Here is a 14,491-nt window from a genome sequence, read left to right as displayed (position 1 = left end):
GAAGCCCAGACCGGCTTGCCGGGCCGGCGAAGCTACCGCTGCACAGCGGCGAAACGTCGGTTGAGTGGAACCCACGGGTCTTCCCACGGGTGGCGGGGATCACATTGGGGGGAAAACCTGCGGCCCGGCTCGGGCGTCTAGGGAGTGTGAGATCAGTCAGAGCAGCGCTGCACGAGTTGGACGAGGAGCGTCTTGTCCGGCTGGTGGCCAAGGGCGACCGTGCCGCGTTCGAGGAGTTGTACCGGCGTACGTCGCCGTGGATGGCGGTGCGGCTGCGCCGCCGCTGCGCGGACGAGCAGATCGTCGCCGAGGTCATGCAGGAGACGTATCTGGCGGTGTGGCGCGCGGCGGGTGCGTTCGCCGGGGCCGCGGCCGGAGGAACGGCCGTCGGCTGGCTGTGGACGATCGCGGCGCGCCGCCTCGTCGACGCGTTCCGGCGCAGGGCCCACCACGCGGAGCCGCCGCCCGCGGCCGCCCCGCAGCCCCTGGCGCCCGCCGCCGAGGAGGAGGCGCTCGCGGCCACCGTCGGCGGTGACGTCGGCGACGCGCTGCGGCGCCTCGCGCCGGAGCTCAGAGAGGTACTGCAGGCCATGGTGCTCGACGGACTGTCCGTCAGGGAGACCGCGGTCCTGCTCGGACTGCCCGAGGGCACGGTCAAGACCCGTGCCCGCCGGGCCAGGATCGCGATGCGGAGGACGCTGGCATGAGCGTGGAACACGCGTCGATGCGGATCATCGAAGGTTACGCGCGCGGCGACACGGACATCGCCGCCGACGAGGTGTGGGCCCTGGAGGCCCACCTGGAAGCGTGCCGGGTGTGCCGTGACCGGCTGTCGGCCGCCGTTAGGGCGCAGGTGCCCGCCGTGGCGGCACTGGTCGACACGGTGTGGTCCGGCCTCGGCCCCCAGTTGGCCGCCACCGCCACGACGCCGCGCCAGCGGCGCTGGTCGGTGTGGCTGTCCGCGTGGATGACGCCGGTGATGGTGCCGTGGCTGGCCATGGTCGTGAGCGTGACACTGCTCGCGCTCCTGCTCGACCTGGTCGGCACCGGATCCAGCGGGGTGTCACTGGTCCTTCTGCTCGCCCCGGTCCTGCCCGTGCTCGGCGTCGCGGCGTCGTGGTCGCGCGGGCTCGACCCGGCGTATGAACTGACGGCCTCGGCGCCCAGAGCAGGGCTGTACCTGGTGCTGCGGCGCACCGCCTCCGTGCTCGCCGTGGTCGTCCCCGCGCTGCTGGTGGCCGGATGGGTGACGGGGATGACGGCCGCGCAATGGCTGCTGCCCTGTCTGGCCTTCACCTCGGCGACCCTGGCGCTCGGCGGTGTCGTCGGCGTGACCCGTGCGGCTGTTGCGCTGGTCGCGGTGTGGGCCGCCGTAGTCGTGGCGCCGACCCTGGTCGCTAGCCGCACGACCTTCGCCCTGCAGACGGACGGTCTGCCCGTGTGGGGGCTGATCCTCGCGCTCGGCATCGGTGTCGTGATCGCCCGCAGGGGCGCGTACTCCGTGCTGGGAGCCCATCGATGACCACCGGCATCGCCGGTGTGTCCTTACCTGCCATCTTGTCGCGCGCATCCCGATGAGTGGCTGAAACACCGCAGCCACACCGGCATCCCTGGGTCTCCCGGTCCTACGAGTGACCGGAATCAACCCACCAACAACGTAAGGAACACCACATGATGACCGCGGTGAGCGCGGCTGATGTCGCGCCGACGGCCTACGCCTGGGAGATCCAGGCCGTCGGGCTGAAGGTCAAAGTCGGCAGGAACCGGATGGCCGTCGACGGGCTCGACCTGTCGCTGGGCACCGGCATACACGGACTCCTCGGCCCCAACGGGGCGGGCAAGACCACCCTCATCCGGACACTGGCCACCGTACTGCGCCCCACCGAGGGCACCCTGGAGCTGCTCGGAGAGTCCGCGGGCGGCATGGGCGAGCACCGTTCGCTGCGCCGCCGGATCGGTTACCTGCCGCAGGAGTTCGGCTACTACAAGCGCTTCACGGTGCGTGAGTTCGTCGAGTACATGGCGTGGCTGAAGGAGGTGCCCAAGGCGGACATCCCCGGGGCGGTGCAGCGCGCCGTGGAGCGGGTGGGTCTGGCGGACCGCGCCGACGAGAAGATGAAAGCCCTTTCGGGCGGCATGGTGCGCAGGGTCGGCATCGCCCAGGCCATCGTCAACGACCCGACGATCCTGCTGCTGGACGAACCGACCGTCGGCCTGGACCCGGCGCAGCGGCTGCGCTTCCGCGAGCTGCTGCAGGAGCTCGGCACGGACACGTGCGTGGTGGTCTCCACCCATCTGGTGGAGGACGTCGCCGCCGCCTGCACCGACGTGGTGCTCTTCGCGGAGGGCCGGCTGGTCTTCCAGGGCCCTCCGGACGAGCTGGCCTCGATCGGCGGCCCGGAGGACGCGGGTGACAGCCCGCTGGAGCGCGGCTACTCGGCGCTGCTGCTCAACTCCGAGCAGGGAAGGGGCAGCTGGTGAACCTCCGTGTCCTGCGCATCGAGCTGAGGCGCTCCATCGCCCCGTGGGCCGGGGCCGTGGTCCTGACGAGCGCGCTGGCGTTCCTGTACCTGGTAAACGCCGCATGGTGGAGGGGCACCACGGCGTGGACGGCCCAGTGGACGTCCATGGCCCTGTGGACCCGCGCCCTGCTGGCCTACCTGTGGCCGCTCGCCGTGGGGCTCGGGGCGCTGCAGGGCCTGCGCGACCACCGCTCGAAGATGTCCGAGCTGCTGACGACCACATCGCGGCCCGCCTGGCACCGCGCCGCCACGCTGGCGGGCACGACGGCGATCACCCTGCCCTCGGCCTTTGTGTTCCTCGTCCTCGTGGGCGCGGTCCAGGTGCTCGCCAACACCGAGTACACGCACCTCGGGTGGCTGCCGATCTCGCTGGTGGCGGCGCTCTCTCTCGTCGCGGGAGCCGTGCTGGGCATGGGGGCCGGGCGCGCGCTGCCGTCCGCGCTCACCCCGCCCGCGCTGGCCATGGGCGCCTTCGTGTTCGCCATCCTCCTGCGACTGTCGACGGAATCGGGGGTGCCGACGGCCTCGGTGGTGAACCGGCTCTCGCTGCTGTCACCGGCGGTGGGGCAGGTGCGCGAGGTGTTTGTCACCCTCTCCGCCTCCGTGCACCTCGGGCAGACGATCTGGCTGCTCGGCATGGCCGCGACCGGCTTCGCGCTGCTGGTCGCCGCGACCCCGCGCGCCCGGCTGCTCGCCCTGACGCCCGTCCTGGTGGGCGCGGTGATCGCCCTGCTCGTCCTCCCCTCCGACCCGCGCCGCACGTACGTGGTCGACGAGGCCGCCGCGGAGTTGGTGTGCGACGGCCCGGTATGCGTGACGACCGCGCACCAGGCACGACTCGCCGACCTCGCGGGTCCCGGTAGGGAGGCGCTGCGCCTGCTGCACGACGCTCTGGGCGGCCAGGCGCCGGTCTCGGTCCGGGAGAACACCGCCGTCCTGCCGGCCGGCTCCACGCCGCAGTGGTCCCGCAAGACCGTGCTCTTCGACTTCGACGACGACATCATTGCCGCCGCGAAGGGCGGGGAGCTGACCTGGGCCCTGATCGCCAAAGGCATGGTGCCAGGGTGCGCACCCGTCGGCTGGCGCAGCTTTGGGGGAGATGAATTCGCGCAGACCGTCGCGGTGGGCTGGCTCCTCGGGGACCTCAGGTCGCTGCCCGGCACAATGCCGGCAAGTTTGCGCCGCGAGGTCGACGCCGAGGCCCGCCCGGTGTGGACGGAACTCAAGGCGCTGCCGCGGGCCGAGCAGCTCTCGCGGATCAACGCGATGCGCGCTACCGCGCTCTCCTGCAAGGGCGACGCGTTCGACGCGCTGAAAGGCGGTGCGTCCCGGTGAGATGGCTGACGCTGTACGCGCGCTCGCGGCAGGTGCCCGCGTCACTCGCCGCGGTGGTGATCAGCGCGGTGTCGGTGTGGGCACTCGCCCGGGACGGGGGCGGGGGGCCGGGGGATCCGCGGCTGGCCGTGCTTGTCCTCGCGACGGGGGCGATGGCGGTCTCGATCGGGCTCAGCGGGCACGACCTCGCGCTGGACCGGACGGCCGCGATCCGCTGGGTGCCCCACAGGGCGGCGCACGTGCTGCTCGCCAGCGCAGTCGTCGGCACGGTGCTGCTGACCGTGCAGGCGATGGGCGAGGACATAGCCACGACCGCGTTCGTCTTCCGGGACAGCGCGGGCATGATGGGACTGGTCGCCCTGGGCGCGGCGCTCTCGGGCGGCCAGTACGCCTGGACGCTGCCGTTCGCCTGGCTCGCGTTCTCGTTCTTCGCCCCGCCCCCGACGAGTGTGCCGATGCAGGTGGCGACCTGGATGCTACTGCCGCCTGGTACGGCAGCGGGCACCTGGACGGCCGTGGTCCTCGCGGTCGCCGGCACCGCGGCCTACGCCGTCGCGGGACCGAGACGGTAAACGGGCCGGGCCACCGGCCCGGGACGCGGCCGTGGCAGCAAGGGGCTGAAAACCCGGCCGCCCGAGTGCGCAAAGGGGGCTCCAGCTCGAAGAGCTTCAGCGTCAGTACGAAGCCGAGCCGGGTCGGGTGACTTGTTCGCGACCAGGTCCCAGTCACTGCCCATCGGCGTCCAACACGTCACCACGTCCTCAGGGGATCACTCCCGACGCATGAACGCTCCCACCCCTCCGCCCCCTGCGCCGACTACTCGTTCGGCCTGACGCAGGAGGCAGACGCGAAGCAACGCAGGCGCGGCGGCTACGACCGTGGGGCAGAGATAGGAGACCGGGGCCCGGTTCCAGCGCACCACATACGAGTCGGCCACGAACCACATATGCCAGACATTGGTCCTCAGGCCCGGCCTCGTGTAGGCCATCCATGAATTGCGATCCAAGCACAGCCCCGTGGCATCGTCGCGATCTGCTGGAACACCTCTGAGGTGGTGTCAGGCCGACGATGTGGCTCTCTCGATTTACGGACATCAGCCAGCGACGTCTGGCCCTTTTGGTCTCTTCGGCGCGACTTCCTCGTCGGGAGCAGCGTCACAGGCGCCCGTCGTCGGTCGCGCGGCGACCCAAGGCGGCCGTGGTCAGCCTCCGTGCACGGTGAGCAGGTAGCCCCCGGGGCCGGTGAAGGTGAAGGTGGGGCCGAACGGGCTGTCCTGCAAGGGCGTGACGGCCGCAACTCCGGCAGTCACGAGTTGCTCGCGCAGCTGTGCGGCGTTCGCGGTCCGCAGCCACAGGGCCACCCCCAGGCCGAGGCGGTTATCGCCATCCAGGTCGACGCCCGGGAGCGGCTCGCGGACCGCGAACGGGATCGGGCTGGTGGTGAACACGACCGCGCCGGGGGGTGAAGAGGGTGCGCGGCGCATACCGAGGTGCTCCTCGAAGAAGGCGGCCGCGGCGGGCACGTCCTTCACCTGCAGAGCGATGAAATCGGGACCTTCGACGGTGGCAGGCATGGTTCCTCCGGAACTGGGGCGCCAGGGTGTGATGTCAGGACTTTGACATGGGTGACCGTAGGTGCCGCTTCTCGCATATGTCAAAATGCTGACATGGGAGACCGTGTTCCTGTGCCCTCGCCCCACCCCGCCAAAGACGTCACCGAGCACGTTGGGTATCGCCTCAAACGCGCTTCAGCCGCCCTGCGCAGCGCCATGGACAAGGCCCTGCGCGAGCATGACCTCACCGTTCCGCAGTACTCCTGTCTGGAACTCCTCGACGAACAGCCGGGCCTGTCCAACGCCGAGCTGGCACGCGGCACCTTCGTCACACGGCAGTCGGCCAACGTGGTCCTGCGCGGACTCAAAGACGCCGGTCTCATCACCCGGCCCACCAGCGCCGATCACGGCCGCGCCCTGCCCGTCCACCTCACCCCCGCCGGCCGGCGGCGACTGCACGCGGCCCGCGGCGTCGTCTACGCCATCGAAGAACGCATGATCAAAGCCATCCCTCCCCAGCGCCTCGCCGCGCTTCTTGCCGACCTCGACACCATGGCCGATGCCCTCGATGAATGACCGCGGCGCCCCAAGGCATGGCCGGCCTCTCCGGTGTGGCTTGAGAGGCCACCTGACGGACACGCCACGGGCCGGGCCGTCCCCGGGACCCCTGCCCATGACGTGTGCCCGGCGTCGCTCAGGAGCCGTCGGCGACCCTTCCGGCGAAGATCGGGCCGACTGGTGGCGCTTCGAAGCCGAACAGCTGGATCCGCACCACTTCCTCCCGTTCGGTCACCGTCCGCGATCGTTGGGTATGGCACTCCTCGGTGCTCAGTTGACCAGCGGGGACGCTGGACAGCAGGGACGTTCCGGCCACCTTGGACAGGGGGCGCTCCGGGAGCGGCGATTCGCCGTAGTTCTCCATCAGCCACCGCGGGTCCACGTCCGTGCTGGACGGCTCCGTGTCGTCGCCCGTCGGAAGGACGCCGAAGGGGACGAACATCTCGGTGTCAGCGGCCTCGGACAGGGACACCCGCCACGTCAGGCTCTGCCCCTCGGAGACCCGGTCCGTGACCGGTGTCACGGTGACCTCGGGCATCGGGTCGTCGTTCTGCACGGTCACGCCGCCGTGGTGGGAACCGACCACCGCGCCCCGCACCGACTTCACGAGGACATCGTGCGAAACATCGTAGGAGTAGCGCGTGTTGCCCTCCACCTCCACCGGCAGGTCGACGACATTGCTACCGGGGCACTAGCCGGGTGGTGACCCGTCCGGTGATGTGGTCCAGGACGAACAGCCGGACCTTGCCGCTGCCCTGGCCGGAGACCCGCACCGGGACCTGGTGGGTGCGCGTCCCGGAGTTCCCTTCCTCGACTTTCAGCCGGCCGATGTCGACGCGGGGCAGTGCGGCCGGCCGGACGGCCGGTGTGCCGGGGCGCCAGCCCCAGGCGTCCATCAGCCAGGGCCCGTCCGGAGCTGCTGCGCGGGGTCAGCTCCAGGCTTTCGACCCTCGTCAGATCCAGCCCGGCCCGGGTCACGGCGGTCAGCGGCACGCGAATCTCCTGTCCCCGGCAACAGGCGGTACGGTCGCTCCCCGGCAACCCGTCGAGACGGACCCCGCCGAGGGTGACCCGGCGGTCGGAAGCGTCGGCGACCGACACATCCAGCTTGGTTGCGGTGGTGCCCGGCGGCACGATCACCCGCAGGGCCGGCGCCTCGGCGCCGGAGAGGGAGACCGGCTTGGCAGAACGCACCCGTACCGCGGACCCCGGTGTCGGCCAGCTCAGGGCCACCGCGTGGCGGCCCGGTTCGGGGCCCGGTTCCCATTCCGCGAAGTGCGGCGAGGTCCCGGTCCCGTCAGAGTTCAGACAGGCGACCGTCGGGTCGGCGTCCACCGCCGAACACAGCCGTCCGCCGCTCACGGTGAGCGAGGTGTCCGGTACGAAGGCGGTGGTGCGGTGCGCGCCGCCCGCGACGAACAGGCGGGCTCCGCGGCGATGTACGTGGCGCCCGCTTCCTGTTGCCGAACTGCCGTCTGCCGGGTCGCCACGCCCGGCGAGCACACCGGGTCCGATCGGCAGTGGTCCGCGAAATCGTCCTCGGCGGGAGCCGTCGCCTGCCCCGGTGTCCATTCGCTGTTGAAGAAGTTGTGGTTGGCGCCGACCATGGAGACCGCGCTGTGCAGGGCGGCACCTCGGCTGACTCCGCGCGTGCCGTCCACGTACGTCTCGCCCTGCAGGTCGGCGACGTCGCCGTCGCAGCCCGGCAGGATGGTCATCGACGGCACGTCGGGGGCCGGGTTCTGTCCGAAGGCGGTCGGGCCCACGAGGACGGTGCGGCGGATGCGCCAGCGCATCGTGGCCTGGTAACCGTCCTGATCGACGGGAGGCGGGGTGATGCTGTCCGTGGCGGCCTGGTTGACGCCCTCCCCGCCGCGTGAGTGGCCGACCAGCAGCACCTGGGACAGGTCGGCAGCCGGTGCGGTGCGCACGATCGCCGGTGCCGGGAATCCGCGCCAGCGCCTGACGGACCGCCTCGCGACCGGCCTCTCGGTCGGCCCTGCGGCTCCGGCCCGCCTTCTGCGCCCACCTTCGTGCTCACCCGCGCGCCGTGCAGGGCCGTTGCCGGTCAGCCACCTTGACGGACCGTCAGGGTGCGGCAGGGTTTCGACGCCGCCTTTCGGGAGCGCTCCCAGACTGGGAAGAAGCCCCTCCACCGTCGCCTTGCCGCGGAGAAGGCGCGTACGGCGTAGGACCAGGCGCCGGAGGAGGCTCCGAAGGCGGCTCCGATCGACAGCTGCCGCGCGACGACCTGGGCGGGATCGAGTCTTTCCGCCCCGTGGACCGGGATACCCGTAAGAACCAGGCGTCCTCCCGGTCGCAGCAGAGATGTCGCGGCCCGCGCGGTCGAAGTCGCGCCCGCGGCGTCGATCACCACGTCGAAGTCCGCGAGACCGGAGGCACGGTCCCACGTCCGGTAGGCGGTGGCTCCGAAACGACGTGACAGATCGGCTCGATCGGGGCTCGTGACGACGATCGTCAGCTCGCTCGGAGAGAAGGCGCCGAGGAGCTGTGCGGCGAGCAGGCCGAGGGCATCGGAGCCGATGACGGCCACCCGTGAACCGGGCAGAGGGCACGCCTTGAGGACGGCGGCGGCCGCGCAGGCGGCCGGCTCGAGGAACGCGGCGGCGGTGAGGTCGGCGTCCGGCGAAAGCGTGTGCAGCAGACGAGCGGGGAGGGTGAGGGTGGAGGCCATGGCACCGGGAAGGGTGAACCCCGTCTCCTCGTAGCCGAGGGCGCACAGGTTGGTCTCGCCGTCGCGGCAGCGTACGCAGGTCTCGCAGTTCCGCAGCCCTTCGCCCACGACCTTGCGGCCGATCAGGGAAGCGGGCGCGCCCTCTCCCACGGCGGTGACGGTGCCGGACCACTCGTGGCCCGGGGTGACCGGATAGCGCACGTAGGGAGCGGGGCGGCGGCCCAGGTAGACGTCGCGGTCGCTGTCGCAGATCCCGACGGCGTGGACGTGTACCTGGGCTTCGCCGGGCCCTGGCTGGCGAGGCGCGTGCTCCACGAGGCGAAACGTTCCGGGAGCGTCGAGGACGACAGCCTGCCTCCGAGGGCTCACCGAAGGTCGACCATGGGTGCTGGACCGAATGGAACACATGGGGCGACTCGTGGTGCTCGGTACCTCGGACGTTGTTCCAAATCGTGTCGCGACGATACGAAGCGTGGTGTGGACGTGTCAACGGTCGTCATTCCGCGGGGCTTTCGGCAGCCTGTGGCGATACTCCGGCGGCCCTTCGGCTGGGGTCCGAGCGTGAGAAGGGCGTGTGCCGAGGCCCGCTCCGGTGCGCGCGTACGGAATGGCCACGAGTGTTAACGCTCACAACTCTTCAGTCGATGTTCCATGTCAGGTAGCTGAATCGGGTCTGTGGGCGGCGGAAGGCTCCTTGAGTCGGTGGAGGACGTATGGCCCGCTCGGAGAGCCGAGGCGACCTCGGCAGCTGCGTGCTCCTCCTGACTTCAGGGTCTTCGCGTACTTTGTCGCCGACTCACCCCCCTGAGCGTCAAGAACGGGTAACGGTCGTACGAGCCCTTGAGTTACAAGTCTGTTAGCGCTCACAATGTGTCGCGTCGCCAGCTCACCGGTCGTCGGGGCCGACGCTTCACTCTGCCTCCGCCCGGCTCAACTACCGCTGCGCAGCCATGCCTTCGCTGGGCCCATCTCCTTCAGGGCTCCGCCTGGTACGACGCACGTCCCGAGAGGAACCACGACATGGCCCACAGAGCCCTCCGCATCATCGCCGCCGCCGCCCTGGCCGGCGTTGTGCTGACCGCCTGCACCACCGAGCCCGCGAGTACCGGTACCACCGGCAAGGCCTCCTCCGACGGCAAGCTGGTGCTCGGGTTCGCCCAGGTAGGAGCCGAGAGCGGCTGGCGCACCGCCAACACCAAGTCCGTACGCGAGGCGGCAGAGAAGGCCGGCATCACGCTGAAGTTCTCCGACGCGCAGCAGAAGCAGGAGAACCAGATCAAGGCGATCCGCACCTTCATCCAGCAGAAGGTGGACGTCATCGCCTTCTCGCCAGTGGTGGAGTCCGGCTGGGACACCGTCCTGAAGGAGGCCAAGAACGCCGGCATCCCGGTGATCCTCACCGACCGCGCGGTCGACTCGCAGGACACCTCCCTCTACCGGTCCTTCCTCGGCTCCGACTTCGTCAAGGAGGGACAGGAGGCCGGCAAGTGGCTCGTGAAGGAGTACGAGGGAACCTCCGAGCCGGTCAACGTCGTCGAGCTCCAGGGCACCACCGGCTCGGCACCCGCCAACGACCGCAAGGCGGGCTTCGCCGACGCCATCAAGGGCGACCCCAAGTTCAAGGTCGTCGCCTCCCAGACCGGGGACTTCACCCGGGCCAAGGGCAAGGAGGTCATGCAGGCCTTCCTCAAGTCCCACGAGGACATCGACGTCCTGTACGCCCACAACGACGACATGGCCCTGGGCGCCATCCAGGCCATCGAGGAAGCGGGCAAGAAGCCGGGCGTCGACATCAAGGTGATCTCCGTCGACGGCATCAGGGACGCCTTCGTCGCCATGCAGGAGAAGAAGATCAACGTGGTGGTCGAGTGCAACCCGCTCCTCGGCGACCAGCTGATGGAACTCGCCAAGAAGGTCGTGGCGGGCGAGAGCGTCCCGCGGCGGGTCGAGGTCAAGGAGGGCGTCTTCACCCAGGACCAGGCCGCGGCCGCCCTGCCCGGCCGTCAGTACTGACCTTCCGCCCGCAGCAGACCGGGGGCTGCCCTCGCGCCGCCCCCGATCCCTCAGGAGAGGAGGGCGGATGGCAGCCCCACCCACCCCCCGCACACCCGCAGGCACCGGCCGGCCGGTCCTGGAGGCCCACGGCATCCGCAAGGCCTTCCCCGGAGTCCTCGCCCTCGACGGCGTGGACCTGCGCCTCTTCCCAGGCGAGGTCCACGCCCTGATGGGCGAGAACGGCGCGGGCAAATCGACCCTCATCAAGGTACTCACCGGCGTCCACCCGCCCGACACGGGAACGGTCTCCGTCGACGGCAGCCTCCAGTGGTTCGCCGAACCACTGGAGGCACAGCACGTCGGAATCAGCACGGTCTACCAGGAGGTGAACCTGTGCCCCAACCTCTCGGTCGCCGAGAACATTCTCATCGGCCGTGAACCCCGGCGCCTGGGGCTCGTCCACTGGTCGGCCCTCCACGAACGCGCGGCACGGCTCATCACCGAGCTGGAACTCGACCTCGACGTCCGCCTGCCGCTGAGCGCGCACTCCCTCGCCGTCCAGCAACTGGTCGCGATCGTACGGGCCGTGGACGTCAAGGCGAAGGTCCTCATCCTCGACGAGCCCACTTCCAGCCTCGACCGGGACGAAGTCGCCCAGCTGTTCGCCCTGGTGCGCCGGCTGCGCGACCGGGGCGTCGCGATCCTCTTCGTCACCCACTTCATCGACCAGGTCTTCGACCTGTGCGACCGGGTGACCGTCCTGCGGAACGGTCGGCTCGAAGGCGAGTACCGGATCCACGAGCTGACCCCCGTCACCCTCGTGCACCGTATGGTCGGCAGCGAACTGCGCACCCTCGACGAACTGGCCGAGACGTCCCACACCGGCACCGCGATCACCCCCGAGTCCGCAGACACCCCCTTCCTCAGTGCCCGAGGGCTTACCCGGTCCGGTGCCGTCCAGCCCTACGACCTGGACATCCACCGCGGCGAGGTCATCGGCCTGGCAGGGCTCCTCGGCTCCGGACGCACCGAGGCGGCCCGGCTGCTCTTCGGAGCCGACCACGCCGACGGAGGAGAGCTCCGGATCGACGGCCAACGCGCCGCCCTGCGATCCCCCCGCGCCGCGATCGCCCACAAGATCGCCTTCTGCTCGGAGAACCGCAAGGCGGAGGGGCTGGTCGGCGAACTCACGGTGCGCGAGAACATCGTGCTCGCCCTCCAAGCCGCACGCGGCTGGACCAGACCCCTCTCCCGCACCCGGCAGGACGAGATCGCCGCCCGGTGGATCGAGGTCCTCGACATCCGTCCGGCCGCCCCCGAGGCGCAGGTCCGCAACCTCAGCGGAGGCAACCAGCAGAAGGTGCTGCTCGCGCGGTGGCTGCTCACCGATCCCGAACTGCTGATCCTGGACGAACCGACCCGGGGCATCGACATCGGCGCCAAGACGGAGATCCAGAAACTGGTCACCCGCCTGGCCGCGGAAGGCACCGCGGTCCTCTTCATCTCCGCCGAACTCGAGGAAGTGCTGCGGCTGAGCCACCGCGTGGGTGTCCTGCGCGACCACCGGCTCGTCGCCACCCTTCCCAACGACCTGACCCTGACGCCCGACCGGATCCTGGGCACCATCGCCACCGGAGCCACCTCATGACACCACCTGACGACACGGGCGCCGGGGGGCGTCCGGCCCGGGCGCCCGGCGCCCGGCAGCTCACCGAGCACCGCCTGTTCTGGCCCGCCGCCGTCCTGGCCGCCCTGCTGCTGGGGAACGTCGCGCTCACCCATGACTTCTTCGCCGTCCGCGTCCAGAACGGACACCTGTACGGCAGCCTCATCGACATCCTCCAGTTCGGCGCCCCTCTGATCCTGGTGTCGCTCGGCATGACGCTGGTCATCGCGACCCGGGGCATCGACCTCTCGGTCGGCTCGACGGTCGCCATCGCCGGCGCCCTCGCGTGCGAGCACATCGCCACCGCTAAGGACCCCGGAAGTCTGCCCACCGTGATGTCGGCGATCGCGCTGGCGGTCGGCGTGGCCGCCGCGATCGGACTGCTGAACGGCTTCCTCGTCGCCCGGCTCGGTGTCCAGCCCATCGTCGCCACGCTGGTCCTCATGGTCGCGGGGCGGGGCGTGGCCCAGCTGATCACCGACGGCCAGATCATCAGCGTGTCCAGCAGCGTCTACAAGATGATCGGAGGCGGCTACTGGCTCACCCTCCCCTTCGCCGTCCTGCTCGCCGCGGCCCTCGTCACCGTCACCTCCCTCGTCACCCGGCGGACGGCGCTCGGCATGCTCATCGAATCGGTGGGCGGCAACCCGGTCGCGAGCCGACTCGTCGGCATCCGGGCGGCCGGGCTCCTGGTCATGGTCTACGTCGTGAGCGCCGTGTGCGCCGCGGTGGCCGGCCTGATGATCAGCTCCAACGTGTCCAGTGCCGACGGCAACAACGCGGGCCTGTGGATCGAGCTGGACGCGATCCTCGCCGTGGTCATCGGCGGTACCGCGCTGACGGGCGGCCGCTTCTCCCTCGGCGGTACGGTCCTGGGCGCACTGATCATCCAGACCCTCTCGACCACGATCTACACCCTCGGCGTACCGCCGGAGACCACCCTCGTCTTCAAGGCCCTGGTCGTCATCGTCGTGTGTCTCGTCCAGTCGCCCGCGTTCCGCGCGCGACTCTCACGCCGTCGCCGAGCGGCCGCCCCGGACCGGGCGCCCGCGGCCGGCGACGTGGGAGCCCGCCAGCAGGAGGTCCACCCGTGAGCACCACCCTCAGCTCCCTCACCAGGCCGCTCCAGCGGTTCTCGGTACGGCATGCCGTCCGTTTGCCGCTCATGGTGACGGCCACTCTGCTGATCGCGATGTTCTCGATCGGCTCCCTGCAGTACGAGGGCTTCTTCTCCGCACAGGTCCTGCTCAACGTCCTGATCGACAACGGCTTCCTGCTCGTCGTGGCGATCGGCATGACGTTCGTCATCCTCACCGGCGGCATCGACCTGTCGGTCGGCTCCATGGTGGCCTTGTCGACCATGCTGACAGCCTGGCTCGTCGAACAGAACGGCGCGCCGCTCGCCTTGGCGGTGCCGCTGGTCCTGCTGGTGGGAGCAGGAGGCGGCGCCCTCATGGGCTGGGTGATCCACACCTTCGAGATCCAGCCCTTCATCGTCACCCTCGCGGGCATGTTCCTCGCCCGCGGCCTCTGTTACATGATCAGCACCGAGTCCATCTCCCTCACCGACCCGACGACCACACGGATCGCCCAGACGCGGGTGCTCCTGCCCGGGGGCCTGTTCGTCTCACCCGCCGTGGTCATCGCCCTGGTCGTGCTGGCGCTCGCCTTCGTCGTCCTCCACCACAGCCGCTTCGGCCGCACCGTCTACGCCCTGGGCGGCAACGAGTCCTCCGCCCGTCTCATGGGCCTGCCCGTGGGACGCACCAAGGTCGCGGTGTACGCCGTGAGCGGCCTTTGCTCCGCCCTCGGCGGTCTGCTGCTGACCTTCTACATGCTGTCCGGCTACGCCCTGCACGCCGTCGGCATGGAACTCGACGCCATCGCGGCCGTGGTCATCGGAGGGACGCTGCTCACCGGAGGCTCCGGCTTCGTCCTGGGCACCGCGCTGGGCGTGATGGTCCTCGGTCTGATCCAGACCATCATCAGCTTCCAGGGCACGCTCAGCTCGTGGTGGACGCGCATCGTCATCGGCGGCCTGTTGTTCGTCTTCATCCTCCTCCAACGGCTCTTCGGCGGATCCCGCCCGGCGCACTAGACCTCCCGGGCAGGCCCGGATCCCGAGCAGACCACTGATCACCGACCACGGCGACCGCGGCCGGGAAAGA

Annotated in this window: 12 protein-coding genes and 1 pseudogene; 10 read left to right on the top strand and 3 right to left on the bottom strand. The window is 70.3% G+C overall.

The genetic code is table 11. The annotated features are described in order from the left end of the window. Nucleotides 1-146: 146 nt before the first annotated feature. The 5 genes from ACZ561_RS25210 (at nucleotide 147) to ACZ561_RS25190 (ending at nucleotide 4,429) form a co-directional block, all read left to right on the top strand. A complete protein-coding gene (locus ACZ561_RS25210) occupies nucleotides 147-707 on the top strand; it encodes an RNA polymerase sigma factor (RefSeq protein ID WP_470999071.1) in 561 nt (186 codons plus the stop codon). After that, the gene (locus tag ACZ561_RS25205) at nucleotides 704-1,522 is read left to right on the top strand and encodes a zf-HC2 domain-containing protein (RefSeq protein ID WP_470999069.1); all 819 of its coding nucleotides are present in this window, start codon (nucleotides 704-706) and stop codon (nucleotides 1,520-1,522) included. Before ACZ561_RS25210 ends, ACZ561_RS25205 begins: the two co-directional genes overlap by 4 nt. A 149-nt stretch (nucleotides 1,523-1,671) precedes the next feature. Then, entirely contained in the window at nucleotides 1,672-2,481 is an 810-nt protein-coding gene (locus ACZ561_RS25200; protein WP_470999067.1) for an ABC transporter ATP-binding protein, read from the top strand. Further along, the gene (locus ACZ561_RS25195) at nucleotides 2,478-3,857 is read left to right on the top strand and encodes a hypothetical protein (RefSeq protein ID WP_470999065.1); all 1,380 of its coding nucleotides are present in this window, start codon (nucleotides 2,478-2,480) and stop codon (nucleotides 3,855-3,857) included. The genes ACZ561_RS25200 and ACZ561_RS25195 overlap by 4 nt, the downstream gene beginning before the upstream one ends. Next, nucleotides 3,854-4,429, top strand: a complete 576-nt coding sequence (locus ACZ561_RS25190; protein ID WP_470999063.1) for a hypothetical protein — start codon at nucleotides 3,854-3,856, stop codon at nucleotides 4,427-4,429. Before ACZ561_RS25195 ends, ACZ561_RS25190 begins: the two co-directional genes overlap by 4 nt. Nucleotides 4,430-5,058: 629 nt before the next feature. Here the strand turns inward: ACZ561_RS25190 and ACZ561_RS25185 are convergent. Continuing rightward, the gene (locus ACZ561_RS25185; protein ID WP_470999061.1) at nucleotides 5,059-5,430 is read right to left on the bottom strand and encodes a VOC family protein; all 372 of its coding nucleotides are present in this window, start codon (nucleotides 5,428-5,430) and stop codon (nucleotides 5,059-5,061) included. Between the two features lie 93 nt (nucleotides 5,431-5,523). Here ACZ561_RS25185 and ACZ561_RS25180 point away from each other — a divergent pair, with 93 nt between their 5' ends. Further along, the gene (locus ACZ561_RS25180) at nucleotides 5,524-5,985 is read left to right on the top strand and encodes a MarR family winged helix-turn-helix transcriptional regulator (protein ID WP_470999059.1); all 462 of its coding nucleotides are present in this window, start codon (nucleotides 5,524-5,526) and stop codon (nucleotides 5,983-5,985) included. Between the two features lie 118 nt (nucleotides 5,986-6,103). On the opposite strand, the pseudogene ACZ561_RS25175 reads toward ACZ561_RS25180, so the two are convergent. Together ACZ561_RS25175 and ACZ561_RS25170 are read right to left on the bottom strand one after the other, a co-directional pair. Further along, nucleotides 6,104-7,949, bottom strand: a pseudogene (locus ACZ561_RS25175) (hypothetical protein); the annotation flags it as partial. Nucleotides 7,950-8,035: 86 nt separating this feature from the next. Beyond that, nucleotides 8,036-9,070 (bottom strand): zinc-dependent alcohol dehydrogenase, encoded by a 1,035-nt coding sequence (locus tag ACZ561_RS25170; RefSeq protein ID WP_470999057.1) that lies wholly within the window; start codon nucleotides 9,068-9,070, stop codon nucleotides 8,036-8,038. 612 nt (nucleotides 9,071-9,682) lie between these two features. Between ACZ561_RS25170 and ACZ561_RS25165 the strand changes: the two genes are divergently transcribed. The 4 genes from ACZ561_RS25165 to yjfF all read left to right on the top strand — a co-directional run bounded on the left by ACZ561_RS25165 (nucleotide 9,683) and on the right by yjfF (nucleotide 14,421). Further along, on the top strand, nucleotides 9,683-10,675 hold the full coding sequence (locus tag ACZ561_RS25165) for an ABC transporter substrate-binding protein (RefSeq protein ID WP_470999055.1): 993 nt from the start codon (nucleotides 9,683-9,685) through the stop codon (nucleotides 10,673-10,675). A 67-nt stretch (nucleotides 10,676-10,742) separates the two neighbouring features. Continuing rightward, nucleotides 10,743-12,305, top strand: coding sequence for a sugar ABC transporter ATP-binding protein (locus tag ACZ561_RS25160; protein ID WP_470999053.1), 1,563 nt, complete (start codon nucleotides 10,743-10,745; stop codon nucleotides 12,303-12,305). Further along, nucleotides 12,302-13,417 (top strand): ABC transporter permease, encoded by a 1,116-nt coding sequence (locus ACZ561_RS25155; RefSeq protein ID WP_470999051.1) that lies wholly within the window; start codon nucleotides 12,302-12,304, stop codon nucleotides 13,415-13,417. The genes ACZ561_RS25160 and ACZ561_RS25155 overlap by 4 nt, the downstream gene beginning before the upstream one ends. After that, a complete protein-coding gene (gene yjfF / locus ACZ561_RS25150; RefSeq protein WP_467864591.1) occupies nucleotides 13,414-14,421 on the top strand; it encodes a galactofuranose ABC transporter, permease protein YjfF in 1,008 nt (335 codons plus the stop codon). The genes ACZ561_RS25155 and yjfF overlap by 4 nt, the downstream gene beginning before the upstream one ends. The last annotated feature ends 70 nt before the right edge of the window (nucleotides 14,422-14,491 follow it).

It is taken from the genome of Streptomyces sp. NPDC039609, from assembly GCF_055596705.1.
The sequence above is the reverse complement of the archived record's forward strand: the minus strand, read 5'-3'. Positions and strand labels throughout refer to the sequence as shown.

Bases quoted from the DNA above. Each gene is read 5' to 3' on its own strand.
- ACZ561_RS25205 (WP_470999069.1), top strand. From the start codon at position 704: ATGAGCGTGGAACACGCGTCGATGCGGATCATCGAAGGTTACGCGCGC.
- ACZ561_RS25200 (WP_470999067.1), top strand. From the start codon at position 1,672: ATGATGACCGCGGTGAGCGCGGCTGATGTCGCGCCGACGGCCTACGCC.
- ACZ561_RS25185 (WP_470999061.1), bottom strand. From the start codon at position 5,430: ATGCCTGCCACCGTCGAAGGTCCCGATTTCATCGCTCTGCAGGTGAAG.
- ACZ561_RS25180 (WP_470999059.1), top strand. From the start codon at position 5,524: ATGGGAGACCGTGTTCCTGTGCCCTCGCCCCACCCCGCCAAAGACGTC.
- ACZ561_RS25170 (WP_470999057.1), bottom strand. From the start codon at position 9,070: ATGTGTTCCATTCGGTCCAGCACCCATGGTCGACCTTCGGTGAGCCCT.
- ACZ561_RS25165 (WP_470999055.1), top strand. From the start codon at position 9,683: ATGGCCCACAGAGCCCTCCGCATCATCGCCGCCGCCGCCCTGGCCGGC.
- ACZ561_RS25160 (WP_470999053.1), top strand. From the start codon at position 10,743: ATGGCAGCCCCACCCACCCCCCGCACACCCGCAGGCACCGGCCGGCCG.
- ACZ561_RS25155 (WP_470999051.1), top strand. From the start codon at position 12,302: ATGACACCACCTGACGACACGGGCGCCGGGGGGCGTCCGGCCCGGGCG.